Consider the following 17,767-nt stretch of genomic DNA (forward strand, 5'->3'; position numbering starts at 1 on the left):
TTCTCCCGCCTGCGGCCCAGCCAGCACCGCGTCCGCGGTGGGGTCCGCCGGTGTCGTGCGTCCGGCCGCCGCCCGGCCTGCGTCGCGGTCAGGCGGGGTCGCCGAACCGTCTACGTCCACAACGCCCCCTGTCCACCGGCGCTGTCGACGGCGGCTGTCCGCCCTGGCTCACCGAAAGGACTCACCGGCCCGCCGTCGGTCCCCTCGCCGGAGCCGTCGGCGCCCGCAGCCGCCCGGGCTGCGCCTGTCCGCGCGCCCGGCTCCGTGCCGCGCCGCCGTTCGCTGCCGTCCCATTCCCACCGCGTCACCAGTACGGCGTCGATGTCGTCGACGCGGGAGAGCTGGGCGATGGCGATGCCCGGCACCTGCGGGTAGCAGGCCCATTCGCGTTCGCTGGTCATGACGACGTCGAGGTCGAAGGCGCGCAGCAGACCGAGGCACTTGGCGCGTGAGTCGTCGTCGACGCCGGCGAACGCCTCGTCCAGGGTGACCAGGCGCGGGGCATGCGCGCCGCCCGCGCTCGCGTAGTGGGAGGACGCGGCGGCGAACAGGGGGACGGACGCGGCCAGTACCCGCTCCCCGCCCGAGGCGGGTCCGGTGGCCGGCACCCACTTGCCGTGCTGATGGCGTTCGACGCCGAACTCGTGCCAGGACCGGTAGTCGAGGGCGGCGGTGAGGTCCTCCAGCCAGCTGCCGGCGCTGTCGTCGGCCTGCCGGCGGGCGATCTGCTCCTGGAGGAACGCGCCGACCGCGGCCCGGTCCTCGGGCGACCACGCGTCGGCGGACTGACGCAGCCGTTCGCGGGCCTGGGCCAGTCCCTGCGGGGCCCGGCGGGATGCTCGCCACACCAGCCGCAGCTTCATGCCCGTGGAGGTCGGGCGCTCCTCCAGCTCCCTGTTCATGGCGGCCACCCGCCGTTCGGCCGCCCCGATCAGTTCCTGCAGCGTCCCGGCGACCTCGGTGATCAGATGGGTCTGGAGGATCTCGCGCTCGTGTGCGGACAGGATGCGGGTCAGTTCCGTGACCTCCACGGCCAGTGCCTCGGCGAGTTCGGGCACGGCCCGTTCCCGGCCCTGGTAGACGATGTCGACTCGCATACCGTCCTCGCTCGGGCGGGCGGTGGCGGTGTGGCCGTGCCGCGACAGCGCGTCCTGGAGCCTGCCGAACTCCTCGCTCAGCCGCTTCTGCACGCGCTCCCAGGCCGCGTCGGTGTCGTCGACCGAGGACAGCCGGGACTCGACGGCCCGCGCGAGGGCGATGGCCGGGGTCGCCGCCCACGTCCCTCCGCCGTCGTCCGGTACATCGACGTCGGGGAGCGCGACGGCGAGCAGCCCCGTCGCGGCGAACCGCTGGAGCGCAGCGACGGCTTCCTCACGCGCGGCGGTCGCCTCGGTGACGTCCTCGGCGAGCCGCTCGATGCGTCCCTCGGCGCGGCTGGCCCGCCGGTCCGCGTCCCCGTACTCCTCCCGGACCTGCCGCTGTTCCTGGTCGCAGACCCGGGCCGCCTCGGCCGTCTCCTCCAGTTGGCTCTGGAGCTCGGCGACGGCCGCTCCGACGGTCGAGCGGAGCGTCGTGAGGTGTTCGTCCGCCGCCGCGGCCACCCGGGCCGCCTCCGTGGCGCGCTCCGCGAGTTCGGACACGAGGAGTTCGGCCCGGTGGGTCTCCTCCTGTTCGCCGGTCACCGCACGCTCGGCCTCCGCGCGTTCGCGCAGTGCGGGCCACAGGGCCGCCAGGAGGGCGGTGTGGTCGGCGAGCGCCTGGCGCACGGCGCCCAGTGCCGTGTGGTCGGTGGGGAGGTTCAAGGCTGCCGCGGTGTCGGCGAGTTCGGCTGCCGCGCGCTCGGCCTGTCGCGCCGCCGGAGCCAGTTCCGCGGCCCGTTCGCCCCGCCGGGCGCGGGCGCGGCGGACCGCCTCGGCCGCGGCGGTGACGCGGGCGTGGGCGTGCCGCAGGCCGTCGTCGCCGGGCAGTGCAGCGAGTTCGGCGTCCAGCACGGCACGGCGCCCGGCCACGGCGCGGGACTCCTCGGCCAGTCGTTCCCGCTCCGCCGTCAAGCCGTCGATCTGGGCGCGCAGTTCTCCGATCCGGACGCGACGTGCCTGCTCCCGCGCTCCTTCCCCCACGTACTGGGCGCTGGCCTTGGCCCAGCTTCCGGTGAGCGCCCCGACGCGGAAGCGTCCGTCCGCGCAGACCCAGGTGTCGTGGCCGCCGACCTCCCAGGGGGCCTCGCCGGGCTCGTGCCCGCCTGCGGCCAGCCCGATCGAGGCGAGCAGGCGCGCGACCGTCTCCTCCCCCACGGCGGCGGCCCCGGCGTCCCCGGGGTCGACCGCCGGGTACAGCACGCGGTCGAGGCCGGTTCCGCCGAACAGCCCGACCGGGTCGAGCAGCACGTCATGGCCGTCCACCGCGACCGCGGAACCGTCCGGCCGCACCCAGGCGTCCAGGAGTCCCGACGCCTCCAGCGCGGCTTCCAGCCCCGCGCGGTCAGCTTGGGTGACGTGTGGGCGGAAGTCGACGAGCCGCCACAGCGGAGCACCGGGTCCGCGGTCCCGCACGCCGGGTGTGCGCGTCGAGGGAGCCTCAGGGCCGCGCTCCCCACCCGTTTCCAGGGCAGTCAGTTCTTCCGCTGCCAGCCTCTGCCCCTCCGCCGTAGCCGCTTCGCGGTGGGCCAGTCCTGCCGCCCGGTCGGCCAGGCGGGAGGCGGCGGCGCGATGCGCCTCGCCCGCCGCTGTACGGGCCGGCGGCGGACCGTGCAGTGAGCTCGCCCAGTCCTGTACGGCGTCCAGGACGCCGGGCAACCCGAGCACCCGCAGCTCCACACACCCGGAGAGGTGCTCCCGTACTGCCGTGACCAGCGCCCGCCCCTCCCGGGCGACGCCCTCCTCCGCCTCGGCCAGCCGCTCCTCGGCGTGCACGGCCTCCTCGTCGGCCTCGTCGACGCGCAGCCGGGCGGCCCGGTGCCACTCCTCGGCCTGCTCGGCCCGTGTGGCGAGTTCCGCCACGTGCTCGACGGCGCGCCGCCTGCTCGCGGTCGCCTCGTCCGCCTCCCGGCGCAGAACCGTGTCGGGGGCTCCCTGCGTCCTGGGGAGGTCGAGCCTGGCTGCCGCGGCGCTCTCGGCCACCCGGTCCCGGATGCCGTCCAGCGTCTCCCGGGCGGCCGTGAGCCGGTTGTCCGCGGTGGCGAGCCGGCCCAGTGCCCGCGTGTGTGCCTCGGACGCCGTACGCCGATCCGCCTCGGCCCGCTTCAGCTCCGCGGCCGTGCGGGAGGCGTCGTCCGACGCCCGGTCGAGCGCGCGGGCGTCGCGCATCTCGGGCCGGGACCGCAGCGTGGCGTCCTGGGCGGCCAGCCGCGCGGCCCGCTCGTCGAGGGCGGCGCCCCTCGCCCTGGCCTCCTCGCGGTCCGCCACCGCGCGGTCTCGGTCCGCCTGCGCCCTGGCGAGCTCCCGTTGCAGGTTCTCGTACCGGGCGTGTTCGCGGCGGGGCAGGCGGGCGCGGCGCCGGGAGGCGAGGCGGGCGTAGCGGCGGTAGTGGTCGAGGAACGCCGAGGACGCCTGTTCGGCCTCGCGGGCCGCCCGCAGTTCCTCCTTCTCCTCGTCCAGCGACCGGAAGGCCTCCGCCGCGTCGGCGACGACCGCCTGGTCCATCGGCGGCAGCGCCTCGGTCAGTGCCCGGGAGAGGGCGGCCTCGCTGGGGCGCTTGGACAGCTGGGGCTGACGCAGCTGGATCAGGAGGTCGACGAGGGCGCCGTAGCGCCGTTCCCCCAGCCCGAAGAGGGCTTCGTCGACGGCCCTGCGGTAGGCCTTCGCCGTGTCGTACACCATGCCGTGGCTGCCCACGGCCTCGGCGAGCCGGTCCCGGGACAGTGCCGTCCCGGTCGCGTCCAGCAGGTCGAGGTCTGCGCCGATCCGCTGGTCGGTGACCGCGAACCAGTGGCGGGCGATGCCGCGTCCGGCGACCGCCTTCAGTCCGCACACCAGCGTGCGGAAGTGCGCCTCGCCCGTGGGGCCGTCGAGCCGTCCGAACTCGATCCAGGTGTAGCCGAGCCGCTCGGGATGCGGGTGCGCGCCGCCCAGGAGCAGGTTCCACTCCATGCGTTTGCCCGGGTCGCCGTCGGGTTCGACGCGGCGGGCGGACAGATCGCCGTCCAGGAGGAACGGCAGGGTGAGGGCGAGCACCTTCGATTTGCCGGTGCCGTTGTTGCCGCGCAGCAGCAGCCGGCCGTCGCGGAACCAGAACTCCTCGATGTCGTAGTGGAAGAGGTCGACGAGTCCGATGCGCAGGGGTCGCCACCGGCCGGGAACGGGAGCGGGGAGCGCGGTCACTGGGTGGTTCACCTTTCGTCCTGCACGGGCTGCGTGGGCCGCGTGGGCTGCACGGTCGTGTCGGGGGGCCGTCGAGCCCCTCCGGGTTCCCTGACGACGGGCTCGCCGACCGCGTACCGGGCCAGGGCAGGCCGCGGTACGACGCCCCGTTCGGTGCGCTCGGCGAGTCCCAGCGCCACCAGCTTGGTCAGCGCCTGCTCGACGAGGTCGGGCTCCGCTCCCGGTTCCCTCGCCGTCTTGGACCAGAACCCGCCGTGCTCCACGGCCAGTTCCCGTACGCGGGCCGCCAGCTCCGCCGGCTCCACGGGCCCCGCCGCCCTGGCCAGGTGCCCCGCCAGCAACAGGGTGATGTGGCCGTGGGTGCCCTGCTCCGGCATGCGTACGTCGGTGAGGTCGTCCATCGGGTCGACCATGGCGATGCCCTCGGCCCGGATCTCCGGGACGAGTCCCGTCAGTTCGTTGATGCGGGCGGTGATGAAGCCGCGCTGCCGGGTGAGGTAAGCCAGTTCGCCGTCGGTCAGGTCGTCGAAGTACAGCACCGGGTCGTCCAGCAGGATGCGGGTCAGCTTCCAGCGGACCGCCCGGAACCTGAGCTCGTCGCTGTCGAGCGCGGTCCACGCGGTCATCTCCGCCAGGCGCTCCTCGAAGCCCTCGGCCTCGACCATGGAGGGGCCCCGCAGGGAGGCCGGCATCCCGGCCAGCACGCGCCGCCGCACGTCGTACAGCACATCGCCCGATCCACTGACATAGGCGTCCTCGTCGCCGGCCACCCGCCGCAGCACGCCGAGCCGCAGCAGCAGGCGGACGACGGCCGCGAGGTCGAGGCGCTCGTCACGCCGCTCCAGAGTGAACGCGATCCCGGCGGCGACGAGTTCGGGATCGGCGGCGGCCAGGACGACCTGCTCGGCGAGGCGTCCGAGCGCCACCTGCGACTCGCCACGTTCCAGCGCGGCCAGGGCCAGGCAGAGCAGGACGTAGCGGCGGCGGGTGAAGGGCAGAGCGCTGCGGGCGGCCTCGCGCGCGGGATGCGTGGCGTCGGTGAGGGTGCCCGGCGTCTTGCGCAGCCGTGCGGCGTCGGCGTCCGTGCGCAGTGCCCAGCCGACGTTGCGTTCGAACCACTCCCGCAGTTCGGCGGTGTGCCGGCGCACCAGCCGGAACTCGTCGGCGTACGGCCCGTCGGCGGTGAGCAGCGGCTCCTTCAGCAGGGCGCGTGCGGCCTTCTGGAGGTCGGCCTGCCGCTGGCCGTCGAGGACCTCGGCGAGCGGACCGCTCATCGGTCCTCCGCGAGCTGGGGAGCGGTGTCCCGTCGAGGGGCGGGGAAGGGGACGGAGGCCGATGCCGACACGGCAGCGTGACCGTGCCCGACCGTGAGGTCGACGATGTCGATGAGGTGGTCGGGGCCGCTGAACACACCGTCGGGCGTGTGCACTTCGGCTGTCGATCCGTCGTCGAGGGCGGTCAGCCGGATCTCCATCGAACCGTCCCCGCTGGTGGCCGCGGTGGTGGTCGTGCCCGGCCGCCAGGTGGCGAGCGCGTCGCCGAGCAGCCGCAGGAACAACTGGAAGGCGAGCGGGTCGAGTTCGCCGAGCCGGGACAGCCGCACCGGTCCGCCCGTCACGAGACGGTCCCGGGCCCGTCTGGTCTCCTCCGTCTGCCGGGCGGCGATCTCGGCGAGCCGGCGCTTCGCCTCGCCCCGGTCGGCCACCTTGCGCGGCTTGCCGCGCCGTTCATAGCTGCCCGTACGGCGCAGTTGGGGGCTGATCCGCAGCGGTCGCGCCTCGCTCCACGGGGTGGCGGCCGGCTCCGGGGTGGCCGTCCGTTCGGCGAGGGTGTCGGCGTCGACGGTGAGGTGCCGGGAGGAGTGCAGCCCGAACGCCACGCGCCACAGCCGGTGCCGTGCCGCGTCGTCCGGCGCCTGGGCGAACCAGCGCGCGAGAGTACGGAAGTCTGCCGAACGGTCCGAGCGTCCGGCCCGCCGCTCGTTGAGCTGCCGTACGACGGCCAGGAGCTGCGGGATCGAGCCCAGCGCCCGCCCGCGCAGCAACCTGGCCTGCGACTCCCGGCCCTCCCCCGACACGAACCACTCGGCGAGCCCGGACCACCGCGCGGCCCACCGCTCGTACGCCACCCCCTCAGCCCGCTCGGCCTCCTCGGGAGCGGCGTCGGCGGCCTCGCGGGCGGCGGCGAGCCGCAGCATCGGACCGACCCGCTCCTGCTCCTCCAGTTCCCCGATCAGCAGGGCGATCCGCCCGCCGAGGGTGATGAGGTCCTGGATGAAGCGCTCCAGGTACTGGATCAGCCGGTCCTTGTAGGCGAGGAACGCCTCGACCTCGATGTCGTGCAGGTCGATGGTGCGCTGCAGCGAGCCCATGAAGGCACGGGCGTTGTCCGCGAGGTCGGTGAACCGCGCCGTCAGCACGGACAGGGCCACGTACGTCTTGGCCGGGTCCGGCTCGTCCTCCATGGAGATCACCAGGAGCGCCCGCAGCTGCGTGACGATGTCGTGCAGCGCGACCGCCTGGAGTTCCCCGCGCCGCCCCAGCACCTCGTCGTACGTCCCCAGCGCCGCCTCTGCCGCCTCGCCGGCCCGGGTGAGCTGGTAGATGAACCGCCTGCGATAGAAGTCCTCGACCGCTGTCACCCGCGCGTGGTCCGGGTCGGCCCGCAGGTTGCCCCACTCCACGAGCTTGTCCAGCGCCTGCGTCACCGCTTCGAGGTCGACGGGCCGGCTCCCCGCGTCCAGGGCGGCGTACACGTCCTCCGGCCGCAGATGCACCGCGAACCGCTCCTTGGCGGCGAGGAACGCTCGCATCACCTGTCGGTAGAGGGTGGCGTTGGGGGTGGTGAGGTGGGCGAACGGGGAGTAGTCACTGGTGGTCATCTCGGCACATTCTTCCACCGCGGCCGCGAGCTCACGCGGGAGTTGCGGACACGCACTCCGCCCAGACGGTCTTGCCCGGGCCCTCGGGTCGCAGGTGCCAGCCCCAGCGGGCGGCGAGCGCCGCGACCAGCAGCAGCCCTCGGCCGCCGGTGTCCTCCGAGCCGGGGGCGGGCAGCGCTTCCTGCTCGGGCGGCGTGCATTCGCTACGGGTGTCGGTGACCTCGATCCTGACCGTGTGGGCGGGTGCACTCACCTGCAGGAGCAGATGGAAGTCCCGGCTGGGGACGTGGCCGTGCCGTACGGCGTTGGCGGTCAGCTCGCCGAGGACCAGCACGACGTCTTCGTGCGGGCCGGTGCCGTACGGAATGCCCCAGGTGTCCAGCCGATGCGCGGCCAGTCGGCGGGCGAGGCGGGCGCCCCGTGGCGTGGAGGTGAAACGCATCTCGAAGGTGCGGCTCAAGTCGTCCCTGTGACACGTGGGTTGGGAGGCGCTGACGGGGCTGGGGAGTTGGTTCGTCATGCGGACAACGGTGTCCCCGGTCGCGTAGCGTGACCAGTGGTGACGCACCGACGCGGGCCGTTGTACGCGTGGAGGCGGTACGGGTACGAGGTGCGCGGCGTGACGAGGCCGCCGGGACGGCGTTGAGCCAGGGAGGCGGTGGCGATGACCGAGGGTGTGGACGAGAGGGCCGAGACCGTGGTGGCGGACGACGCGGGACAGGCGACGGCGGACACGTCCGGCCAGGCCGTCGTCATCGCGTTCGGGCAGACGATGAAGACGCTGCGGGTGCGGGCGGGCCTGGAACGCGAGGAGTTCGGCCGGCGGATCGGATACTCGGCTCCACGGTCGCGTCGTACGAGCAGGGGCGGCGGATTCCGTCGCCCAGGACCATCGACCGGGCGGACGAGGTTCTGGACGCGGGCGGGTTGCTGACGGTGTGGAAGGAGCAGGTGGAGCGGGCTCAGTATCCGGTGTTCTTCCAGGGGATGGCGAAGCTGGAGAAGGAGGCTCTGGAGCTGCTCGCGTACGACACCCACGTTCTCAACGGCCTGCTGCAGACCGAGGAGTACATGAGGGCGGTACTCGACATGCGGCGCCCGGTCCTGGACCAGGAGACCGTCGAGCAGCGTGTGGCGGCCCGGTTGGCCCGGCAGGACATCTTCAGCCGCTGGCCCGCGCCGCTACTGAGCTTCGTGCTCGAAGAGGCGGCATTGCGACACCCCTGGGGAGGCAAGACGGTGCACCGCGGCCAGTTGGAACAGCTGCTTCTGATTGGAGAGAAGCAGAACGTCGAGATGCAAGTCATGCCGACAGACCGCGAGTACAACGCTGGCGTAGATGGCGCGTTCACGGTAATCACACGCAAGGACGGAATGCGGTTCGTCTATACCGAAGCCCAGGGAACCAGCGCCCTCCAGACCGAGCCGGAGCAGACGACTCTCGCCGCCGCCCGCTATGGGATCATCCGTTCGCAGGCTCTCCCCTCGCGAGAGTCGCGCGACTTCGTGGAAAGGTTGCTGAGATCGCTATGAACAGCTCTGAGTCCTCGGCCGTCGAACCCGGTCTCGCTTGGTTCAAGAGCAGCTACAGCGGGGCCGAGGGCGGTCAGTGCGTGGAGGTCGCTGCCGGTACGGGAGTTGTGCACGTCCGTGACTCCAAGGCCGTAACCGGACCCGTCATCCGTGTGTCACGTGAGGCGTGGGCGGGGTTCGTCGGGGAGGCCTGACGGTCGCACGCCAAGCGTGAGCCCTGCCGCCCGATCACGAACGGCAGGGCTCTCGCCCACCTCTACTTGGGCAGGTACGGGCTCGGCAGGAGGACGACGGCGGAGCCCGCAGCGGGCGAGGCGCCCGAGGCCCGCCGGGGGGGCAGCCGGTCCTCCCGGCGCCCTGTCGGCCGCGTCCGTCGCGGAGGAGCCCTCCGAGGCAGCCGTCATGGCGGAGTCGAGCCCGTCCGCGACCTCGCCGGCACAGGCCGGGGCCGGGACACCGACCAGTGCCCCGACCCAGGAGGAGCCCGCTGCCGCACGGGCCGAAGACCCCGCCGCCGCGCTGGCCGTGAGCATGCCCGAGGGGGACGGACCCGCCCCGGGTGACACCGCAGCCGTCGGCCGTCCCGGCCGCCCGTTGCTGGCCGGTGCGGCGGTGCTCGGCGCGCTGCTGATCGCCGTACCGGGGCTGCTGATGAGCCGGGACCGGACGCCGGAGAACCACGACCGGGTCGTCGCCGACCAGGCAGGCACCGTCCTCGGCGGCGGCGCGCCCCAGGACGCCGGGGCCTACGCGTCGTCCAGCCCCTCCGCTCCCGCCCGGTCCGCCCCCGAAACCTCTCCCCACCGCAGCCCTCGGGCCAAGACGTCCGCGGTGCAGCCGGTGAGCGAGCCGACACCGGCGAAGACGAAGGCGAAGAGGCCTGCCGCCCCGCCGAAACCGAAGAAGACCACGACATCCTTGTCACAGCCACCCGGGTGCTGAACGCCGGCCAGTCCCTCAACGCGAAGAAGGCCCGGCTGCGCATGCAGTCCGACGGCAACTTCGTGTTGTACGACGAGAACGGCAAGCCCCGTTGGGCGACCATGACCTTCGGCTCGAACTACCACGCGGTGTTCCAGGCGGACGGCAACCTCGTCGTCTACACCTCCGACAACCGTCCCGTCTGGGCCAGCAACACGGCCGGTCACAACGGTGCCACGCTGCGGCTCCAGGGAGACGGCAACATGGTGATCTACTCCGGGTCGACCGCGGTCTGGGCCACCAACACCGTGCACTGACCGGTTCGGGCTCTTCAGAGAAGGCGGGCTCCCCGCCTCGACAGGTCACCGGCGGGCCGCGGTCCGGCACCCCGCGGTGCCGGACCGCCGGGAACCGCTTGTCAGGCCCTGACGAGGGTGATGTCCTGCCGGCCGACGGCGTGGAAGGTCGGCAGCGGCAGACCGCCCGAGCTGCGCAGCTCCATGATCGTGGCCTCGACGTGGGCCACGCCGGTCACCAGCTTCTCCGAGGTGACCCTGCCGGTGTTCTCCCAGCGGTGTGCGGCGCCGTCGCACACGGCCCGGGTGCCACCGATGCCGTGCCGCTGGTTCGGGGACTCCTGGCCGACCGAGGAGCTGATGAACACCGGTCCGCCGGCGTCGGCGCAGGTGTAGGTGCCGGAGAGGGTGACGGTGCCGTCGGGGGCGAGACGGCCGGTGGTGTCGACGGTGACGGACTCGCCGGGAGCGGCGGCCGCGGGGACGACGACGGCGCACAGCAGGGCGGCGGAAGCGGCGGCCGCGGCGAGCAGGGGGCGCAGGGGCATGATGTCCTTCCCGGATCACGAGGTGGGGGGATGCCCTGGATACCGGGCGACCGGGCACGGGAGTGTGATCGTCACTCTCTCGGTGGCGCGTCCCACCGTGCCGGGGCCGCCCGCGGCGTCCCGGATCCGCGGCGTCCGTCGTGGCGGCGTCCGGAAGTTGTCCACGTGTTGTCACAGCTCGCGGCAGGGGGTTCCCCGGCGTTCACGGCGAGAGCATGGTCTGGTCATGCCGGTCGGCGTCCGTGCCGGAGGCAGACCCCGTGGAGGTGCGCCATGTGTTCCCACCAGTCTCCGAGCGCGACGGCCGACCGCGGCCTGGCGCACATCGTCGCCGCCCACCCCGAGCAGGGCTGGACCCTGCTGTGCGACGGCGCGATCGTCTTCGACGACACCGGCGAGCTGCACCCCGACGGCAGCGTGGTCCCGCCGCACCGCGGCCCGGCCGACCGCCTCGCCGTCGCCGCCTGACCCGGCACCCGGGGCCGGGCACGGCCCCGGAATCCTGACTCTCATTCAGCCGGGCACCCGAGGTGACCAGCAGTGATGCCGGGGACCTAAAATGATCAACGTGCCCGAGCAACACGCCCCGCGGTCCCTCATCGTCACGCTCTACGGCGCGTACGGCCGCTTCCTGCCCGGCCCGGTGCCCGTCGCCGAGCTGATCCGGCTGCTGGCCGCCGTGGGCGTGGACGCGCCCTCCGTCCGCTCGTCGGTGTCCCGGCTGAAACGGCGGGGGCTGCTGGTCCCGGCCCGTACCGCGCAGGGCGCCGCCGGGTACGAACTCTCCGCCGAGGCACGGCAGTCGCTCGAAGAGAGCGACCGCCGGGTGTACGCCTCGGCGCCGCCGGAGGACGAGAGCTGGGTGGTCGCGGTGTTCTCGGTGCCCGAGTCGGAGCGGCAGAAACGGCACGTGCTGCGCTCCCGGCTGGCCGGACTCGGCTTCGGCACCGCCGCGCCGGGCGTGTGGATCGCCCCGGCCCGGCTGTTCGAGGAGACCCGGCACACCCTGAGCCGGCTCGGCCTCGCCTCGTACGTGGACTTCTTCCGGGGCGACCACCTCGGCTTCGCCGCCACCGCCGAGGCGGTCGCCCGCTGGTGGGACCTGACGGCGATCGCCAAGGCGCACGAGCAGTTCCTCGACGCCCACGAGCCCGTGCTGCGCGGCTGGGAGCGCCGGGCCGACACGCCGCCCGAGGACGCCTACCGCGACTATCTGCGCGCCCTCGACTCCTGGCGCCACCTGCCGTACACCGACCCCGGGCTGCCGGCGAGCCTGCTGCCCGCCGACTGGCCGGGTGCCCGCTCGGCGGCCGTCTTCCACGCGCTGCACGAACGGCTCCGGAACGCCGGGGGAACCTTCGTCGGCCTGTGACGTGTTCGTCGCGGGCCCTGGCCCACAGTCCGGGCTGGGGTGGCGCTCGGCTGGATTTTGCCGGTCACCTCCGCACGGAAGAGCCCCCGGTCGTCGGGGGCTCTTGCGTCGGTGCCGCGTCACAAGGTCACGGCGCGTCAATAAGGCGGTAACAGCGGAGCCTGATGTGCGGGACGGGCCCACTGGCGGGGTAAGCCACCCGTTACCGGGACGAAGGTCCCGTCAGGGGGGCGCCGACAGCCTCCGAGACGGGGCCCGTACCATTCCTACAGTTGAAAGCAGGACAATCAGTGATCGCCTGCGCCATGAACGGAACCGCCGTGTACGAACCGCCTTCCGCAGCCGCCTCCTGGCGTATCGCGCTGCCGCACACCGTCGCGGCCGTGCCGGTCGCCCGTGCCCTGGTGCGTTCGGCGATGGAGGAGACGGACCACGCGGCCGACGCCGACACCGCCGAACTGCTCACCGCGGAACTGGTCGCCAACGCCGTGGAGCACACCGCCGGCCAGGGACCGATAGAGCTGGTCGTCGAGCTGCTGCCGGGCGGCTGCAAGGTCGAGGTGCACGACCCGGACCCGGCGCCGCCCGGCCATCTCACCCGTCCGGTGATCGAGGAGCCCGACCTCATGCAGGAGGGCGGCCGCGGCCTGCTGCTGATCCGCGCCCTGAGCGCGTCCTGCGGGCACCGCCCCACCGAGTCCGGCAAGGCGGTGTGGTTCAGGCTTCCTGTAGTGCCGCGTCAGTGGCGTCCGGCGTGACCGCGCCGTCCCCGGCGGCCAGCGTGGAGTTCCGGCGCCCGTAGCCGAGATAGACCAGCAGGCCCACGGCCAGGAAGACGGCGAACTGGAGCCAGGTCGTCCACCCGGTCTCGTACATCAGATAGAGGCAGAAGCCGACGCCCAGCAGCGGGGCGACCGGGTGGAGCGGCACCCGGAAGGTGCGGGCGAGGGCCGGTTCGCGGCGGCGCAGGGCGATCACCGCGATGTTCACCACGGCCATGATCGCGAGGGTGCCGATGGTGCACAGGTTCATCACCGCGTCCAGCGAGGCGAAGGCCGCCGGGAGCGCGAAGACGGCCGCGACGACGAGGGTGCCCGCGACCGGGGTGGCGGTCCTCGGGGAGACCTTCTCGAAGACCCGCGGGATCAGCCCGTCCCGGGACATGGACATCAGGATGCGGGTCTGGCCGTACATCACCGCGAGGACGACCGAGGCGATGGCGACGACCGCGCCGAAGGCGATCACCCCGCCGCCGATGGTGGATCCGGTGACCTGGTTGACCACGTAGGAGAGGGCGGCGGGACGCCCCGCGACCTGGCCGCCGCCGATGGCGCCGATGGCGGCCAGCGCGACCGCGCAGTACAGCAGCGTGACCACGCCCATGCAGACGAGGATGGCGACCGGGACGTCCCGGCGCGGGTTCTTGGCCTCCTCGCCGGCCGTGGTGATCGCGTCGAAGCCGATGTAGGAGAAGAACGCGGCGGTGGTGCCGGCGCCGATGCCGCCGAGGCCGGCCGGCGAGAACGGCACGAGGTTGCCGTGCCTGAAGGCGCTGAAGCCGATCACGCAGAACGCGAGCAGGATGACGAGCTTCACGGCGGCCATCGCGGCGGTGGCACGGGCGCTCTCCCGCACCCCGCGCACCAGCAGTACGGCGGCCATGGCGATGACGACGACCGCGGGGAGGTTGACGATCCCGCCGTCGCCGGGGCCGGCGGACAGGGCGTGCGGGAGCTGGAGCCCGGTGAGGCTGTGCAGCAGCTCGTCGACGTACTGGCTCCAGCCGACCGCGACGGCCGAGATCGAGACGCCGTACTCCAGGAGCAGGCACCAGCCGACCAGGAACGCGGTGGACTCGCCGAGGCCGGCGTAGGCGAAGGAGTACGACGATCCGGAGACCGGGATCGCGCCGCCCAGCTCGGCGAAGGAGAGGGCGGTGAAGACGCAGGTGACCGCGGCGAGGACGAAGGAGACGACGACGGCCGGGCCGGCCTGGGCGACCGAGTCGGAGAGGCCGACGAAGATGCCGGTGCCGACGATCGCGCCGATGCCGAAGCAGATCAGCTGGAAGAGGCCCATCGTGCGGCGGAGGCCGTGGCCCTCCCGGTCGGCGCCGGATTCGGCCACCAGGAGGTGCGGGGACTTGATGCGGGGCATGCGGGTGGTGCTCGTTTCTGGTGGTGCGGGTGCGATCCCGGGTCGGTCGCGGTGGCGGCTCCGGCGAGGGGTGGTGCCGGGCCGCCGCACAGCATAGGGGCTGAGAAGGTGGCTGGTCAGGCGAGCGTGGCCACCAGGACCGCCTTGATGGTGTGCATCCGGTTCTCGGCCTCGTCGAAGACGACCGAGTGCTCGGACTCGAACACCTCGTCGGTGACCTCCAGCTCGGTCAGTCCGTGCCGCTCGTGGATCTCGCGGCCGACGGTGGTGCCGAGGTCGTGGAAGGCCGGCAGGCAGTGCAGGAACTTGACGTCCGGGTTGCCGGTGGCGCGCAGCACGTCCATGGTGACGGCGTACGGCCCGAGCAGCGCGATCCGCTCGTCCCAGACCTCCTTGGGCTCGCCCATCGACACCCAGACGTCGGTGGCGACGAAGTCGGTGTCGCGCACGCCGTCCTTCACGTCCTCGGTGAGGGTGATCCGGGCGCCGGACACGCCGGCCAGCTGCTGGGCCAGCTCGACGATGGTCCCGTCCGGCCACAGCAGCCGGGGCGCGACGATCCGGACGTCCATGCCGAGCAGGGCGCCGGTGACCAGGTAGGAGTTGCCCATGTTGTAGCGGGCGTCGCCGAGGTAGGCGAAGGCGATCTCGGCGAGCGGCTTGTCGCAGTGCTCGGTCATGGTGAGCACGTCGGCGAGCATCTGGGTGGGGTGCCACTCGTCGGTGAGGCCGTTGTAGACGGGCACCCCGGCGAACGCGGCCAGCTCCTCGACGACCCCCTGGCCGTGCCCGCGGTACTCGATCGCGTCGTACATCCGGCCCAGGACCCGGGCGGTGTCCTTCACCGACTCCTTGTGCCCGAGCTGCGAGCCGGCCGGGTCGAGGTAGGTGGTGGACGCCCCCTGGTCGGCGGCGGCCACCTCGAAGGCGCAGCGGGTGCGGGTGGAGGTCTTCGCGAAGACCAGCGCGATGTTCTTCCCGCGCAGGTACTGCGTCTCGGTCCCGGCCTTCTTGGCCGCCTTCAGCTCGGCGGCCAGCTCGACCAGCCCGCGGAACTCCTCCTGGGTGAAGTCCAGCTCCTTGAGGAAGTGGCGGCCGGCGAGGGCGGTCGGGACAGTCGCCATGGGGGCGCTCCAGCGGTCGGGGTCAGCTTCAGGGACTTTGGAAGTCTATACGATGTTACACATTTCTATACAGAGGCCTGGTGTCGGTGCTGTGGTATGTCACATGCAACGCGTCACACGGCGTCCCGCTGCACCGGGCAGCTCATGCACCGCGGCCCTCCCCTCCCCCGCCCCAGTTCGCTCCCCGGGATCTCGATCACCTCGATTCCCTGTTTGCGCAGATGGGTGTTGGTGGTGGAGTTGCGTTCGTAGGCGACGACAACCCCGGGTTCGACGGCGAGCACGTTGCAGCCGTCGTCCCACTGCTCCCGCTCGGCCGCGTGCACGTCCTGGGTGGCGGTCAGGACCCGGATCTCGCTGAGCCCGAGGGCGGCGGCGATCGCCCGGTGCATGTGCTCCGGCGGATGGTCGGTGACCTTGAGCTCCGTGTCGTCGGTACCCGGTTCGATGGTGTACGAGCGGAGCATGCCGAGCCCGGCGTACTGGGTGAAGGTGTCGCCGTCGACCATCGTCATCACGGTGTCGAGGTGCATGAAGGCGCGCCGCTTCGGCATGTCCAGGGCGACGATGGTGCGCGCCGAGCCGGCCGCGAACAGCTTGTGCGCGAGCATCTCGACCGCCTGCGGGGTGGTGCGCTCGCTCATGCCGATCAGCACCGCGCCGTTGCCGATGACCAGGACGTCGCCGCCCTCGATGGTGGAGGGATAGGCGGCCTGCCCCTCCGACCAGACGTGGAACGTCTCGCCACGGAAGAGCGGGTGGTGCCGGTAGATCGCCTCGAAGTGCACGGTCTCGCGCTGCCGGGCGGGCCAGCGCATGGCGTTGATGGAGACGCCGTCGTAGACCCAGGCGGAGGTGTCGCGGGTGAAGAGGTGGTTGGGGAGCGGCTGGAGGAGGAAGTCGTCGAGGTCCATGACATGGAAGCGGACCGAGGTGGGCTCCTCGTGGGCTTCCAGGAACTCGCGCTTGGTCATGCCGCCGACCAGCGCCTCGGCCAGCTCGCGGGCCGGCAGTCCCGCGAAGGCGGCCCTCAGGTGGTCGGTGGCGAGCGGGCCGTACTCCTTCTCGTCGAAGACCCGGTCCAGGACGAGGGCGCGGGCGGCCGGGATCGCCAGCACCTCGTCGAGCAGGTCGCCGAAGAGGTGGACGGCGACCCCGCGGTCGCGCAGCACGTCGGCGAACCCGTCGTGCTCGGCACGGGCCCGGCGCACCCAGAGGACGTCGTCGAAGAGGAGGGCGTCCTTGTTGCTCGGGGTGAGCCGTTTGAGCTCCAGATCCGGCCGGTGCAGGATGACGCGGCGCAACCGCCCGGCCTCGGAGTCGACATGGAATCCCATGCCTCCATCCTGACCACCACGGACCGCCTTCATCCCCCGCAGAACCGTTTCGTGTCCCGGCCGCCCGGCCGTTTCCTCTTCTCGTCCCCTTGACGACAAACGACGAGGGCGCGATTATTGTCATGTTGACTCTAAATCGCGAGGGGGTTCCATGGCCGACATCACCCGGCGCCTGGGCTGGCGGCATCTGCGCGGCGCGCCGACGGCGCACGTCAGACACCACCGGGGCGGGAAGCTGGTGCACGACGGACCGGGGCTCAGCTTCTGGTTCCGCGCGCTCACCGCGGCCGTCTCCGAGGTCCCGGTGGACGACCGCGAGCTGGCGATGACCTTCCACGCCCGCACGGCCGACTTCCAGGACGTCGCGGTCCAGGCGACCGTCACCTACCGCGTCGGCGACCCGGCCGTCGCCGCCGCCCGCCTGGACTTCTCCATCGACCCGGACACCGGTGTCTGGCGCGGCACACCCCTCGAACAGCTCGGCACCCTGCTGACCGAGACGGCCCAGCAGCACGCGCTGGACGCGCTGGCCCGCACCCCGCTGGCGCAGGCGCTGGTGGACGGGGTGGTGGTGGTCCGGGAACGGATCGCCGCCGGCCTGGCGGCGGAACCCCGGCTGCCCGCCACCGGCATCGAGGTGGTGGCCGTCCGGGTGATGGCGCTGCGGCCGGAACCCGAGGTGGAGCGGGCGCTGCGCACCCCGGCCCGCGAGCAGATCCAGCAGGAGGCCGACCGGGCCACCTACGAGCGGCGTGCGGTGGCCGTCGAGCGGGAGCGGGCGATCGCCGAGAACGAGCTGGCGAGCCAGATCGAGCTGGCCCGCCGCGAGGAGCGGCTGGTCGAGCAGCGGGGCACCAACGCGCGGCGCGAGGCCGAGGAGCACGCGGCGGCGGACTCGGTCAGGGCGGCCGCGGAGGCGACCCGGACGGTGAAGCTCGCGGAGGCGGAGGCGGCCAGGTCCGTGAAGCTCGCGGAGGCGGAGGCCGCTCGGTCGCTGAAGCTGGGCGAGGCGGAGGCGGCGCGGACGGTACGGCTGGCGCGGGCCGAGGCCGAGGGGGCGCGCGAGGTCGGTGCGGCGCGAGCGGAGGCGCAGGCCGCCTGGCTGGCCGCGCACGCCGACGTGGACGTGGCCACGCTGCACGCCCTCACCGGCACACGGCTCGCCGAGAACCTGCCGCGCATCGACAGCGTGACCGTGTCGCCGGACGTGCTGACGGGGCTGCTGGCGAAGCTGGGCTCGGCGGAGCAGGCGTGAAGGCGGCGCGCACCACCCCGGCCG

At 72.9% G+C, this 17,767-nt stretch carries 15 protein-coding genes and 1 pseudogene; 8 read left to right on the forward strand and 8 right to left on the reverse strand.

What is annotated here, in order from left to right:
• Positions 1-110 precede the first annotated feature (110 nt).
• The 4 genes from AB0M11_RS01795 to AB0M11_RS01810 are packed head-to-tail and all read right to left on the reverse strand — an operon-like array spanning position 111 to position 7,720.
• Entirely contained in the window at positions 111-4,319 is a 4,209-nt protein-coding gene (locus AB0M11_RS01795) for a TIGR02680 family protein (protein WP_365700243.1), read from the reverse strand.
• A gap of 8 nt (positions 4,320-4,327) precedes the next feature.
• A complete protein-coding gene (locus AB0M11_RS01800; protein ID WP_365700245.1) occupies positions 4,328-5,593 on the reverse strand; it encodes a TIGR02678 family protein in 1,266 nt (421 codons plus the stop codon).
• Entirely contained in the window at positions 5,590-7,200 is a 1,611-nt protein-coding gene (locus AB0M11_RS01805) for a TIGR02677 family protein (protein ID WP_365700247.1), read from the reverse strand. The genes AB0M11_RS01800 and AB0M11_RS01805 overlap by 4 nt, the downstream gene beginning before the upstream one ends.
• A 31-nt stretch (positions 7,201-7,231) precedes the next feature.
• Complete coding sequence (locus tag AB0M11_RS01810; protein ID WP_365700249.1) at positions 7,232-7,720, reverse strand: ATP-binding protein; 489 nt, start codon at positions 7,718-7,720, stop codon at positions 7,232-7,234.
• Between the two features lie 252 nt (positions 7,721-7,972).
• Between AB0M11_RS01810 and AB0M11_RS01815 the strand changes: the two are divergent.
• The 4 genes and pseudogenes from AB0M11_RS01815 to AB0M11_RS01830 all read left to right on the forward strand — a co-directional run bounded on the left by AB0M11_RS01815 (position 7,973) and on the right by AB0M11_RS01830 (position 9,971).
• Positions 7,973-8,733 (forward strand): annotated as a pseudogene (locus AB0M11_RS01815) (helix-turn-helix transcriptional regulator).
• The gene (locus AB0M11_RS01820) at positions 8,730-8,927 is read left to right on the forward strand and encodes a DUF397 domain-containing protein (protein WP_365700251.1); all 198 of its coding nucleotides are present in this window, start codon (positions 8,730-8,732) and stop codon (positions 8,925-8,927) included. The pseudogene AB0M11_RS01815 and the gene AB0M11_RS01820 overlap by 4 nt, the downstream one beginning before the upstream one ends.
• Positions 8,928-9,135: 208 nt before the next feature.
• The gene (locus AB0M11_RS01825; RefSeq protein WP_365700253.1) at positions 9,136-9,675 is read left to right on the forward strand and encodes a hypothetical protein; all 540 of its coding nucleotides are present in this window, start codon (positions 9,136-9,138) and stop codon (positions 9,673-9,675) included.
• Positions 9,669-9,971: a hypothetical protein gene (locus tag AB0M11_RS01830; RefSeq protein ID WP_365700255.1), complete on the forward strand. Its 303-nt coding sequence runs from the start codon at positions 9,669-9,671 to the stop codon at positions 9,969-9,971. The genes AB0M11_RS01825 and AB0M11_RS01830 overlap by 7 nt, the downstream gene beginning before the upstream one ends.
• A 101-nt stretch (positions 9,972-10,072) precedes the next feature.
• On the opposite strand, the gene AB0M11_RS01835 is transcribed toward AB0M11_RS01830, so the two are convergent.
• On the reverse strand, positions 10,073-10,498 hold the full coding sequence (locus AB0M11_RS01835) for a DUF6299 family protein (RefSeq protein WP_365700257.1): 426 nt from the start codon (positions 10,496-10,498) through the stop codon (positions 10,073-10,075).
• A 273-nt stretch (positions 10,499-10,771) separates the two neighbouring features.
• On the opposite strand from AB0M11_RS01835, the gene AB0M11_RS01840 reads away from it, so the two are divergent.
• The 3 genes from AB0M11_RS01840 to AB0M11_RS01850 all read left to right on the forward strand — a co-directional run bounded on the left by AB0M11_RS01840 (position 10,772) and on the right by AB0M11_RS01850 (position 12,628).
• On the forward strand, positions 10,772-10,966 hold the full coding sequence (locus AB0M11_RS01840; RefSeq protein WP_365700259.1) for a DUF5999 family protein: 195 nt from the start codon (positions 10,772-10,774) through the stop codon (positions 10,964-10,966).
• 91 nt (positions 10,967-11,057) lie between these two features.
• Positions 11,058-11,870, forward strand: a complete 813-nt coding sequence (locus tag AB0M11_RS01845) for a PaaX family transcriptional regulator C-terminal domain-containing protein (RefSeq protein WP_365700261.1) — start codon at positions 11,058-11,060, stop codon at positions 11,868-11,870.
• Between the two features lie 305 nt (positions 11,871-12,175).
• On the forward strand, positions 12,176-12,628 hold the full coding sequence (locus tag AB0M11_RS01850) for an ATP-binding protein (RefSeq protein ID WP_365700263.1): 453 nt from the start codon (positions 12,176-12,178) through the stop codon (positions 12,626-12,628).
• On the opposite strand, the gene AB0M11_RS01855 is transcribed toward AB0M11_RS01850, so the two are convergent.
• The 3 genes from AB0M11_RS01855 to AB0M11_RS01865 all read right to left on the reverse strand — a co-directional run bounded on the left by AB0M11_RS01855 (position 12,588) and on the right by AB0M11_RS01865 (position 16,488).
• Positions 12,588-14,027 (reverse strand): amino acid permease, encoded by a 1,440-nt coding sequence (locus tag AB0M11_RS01855; protein WP_365700265.1) that lies wholly within the window; start codon positions 14,025-14,027, stop codon positions 12,588-12,590. The genes AB0M11_RS01850 and AB0M11_RS01855 overlap by 41 nt on opposite strands.
• Positions 14,028-14,143: 116 nt before the next feature.
• Positions 14,144-15,151, reverse strand: coding sequence for an ornithine carbamoyltransferase (gene argF, locus AB0M11_RS01860; RefSeq protein ID WP_365700267.1), 1,008 nt, complete (start codon positions 15,149-15,151; stop codon positions 14,144-14,146).
• Between the two features lie 113 nt (positions 15,152-15,264).
• The gene (locus tag AB0M11_RS01865) at positions 15,265-16,488 is read right to left on the reverse strand and encodes an arginine deiminase (protein ID WP_365700269.1); all 1,224 of its coding nucleotides are present in this window, start codon (positions 16,486-16,488) and stop codon (positions 15,265-15,267) included.
• Between the two features lie 151 nt (positions 16,489-16,639).
• Between AB0M11_RS01865 and AB0M11_RS01870 the strand changes: the two genes are divergently transcribed.
• Positions 16,640-17,743, forward strand: coding sequence for an SPFH domain-containing protein (locus AB0M11_RS01870; RefSeq protein WP_365700271.1), 1,104 nt, complete (start codon positions 16,640-16,642; stop codon positions 17,741-17,743).
• Positions 17,744-17,767: the final 24 nt, after the last annotated feature.

It is taken from the genome of Streptomyces sp. NPDC051987, assembly GCF_040680735.1.
GTDB lineage: Bacteria > Actinomycetota > Actinomycetes > Streptomycetales > Streptomycetaceae > Streptomyces.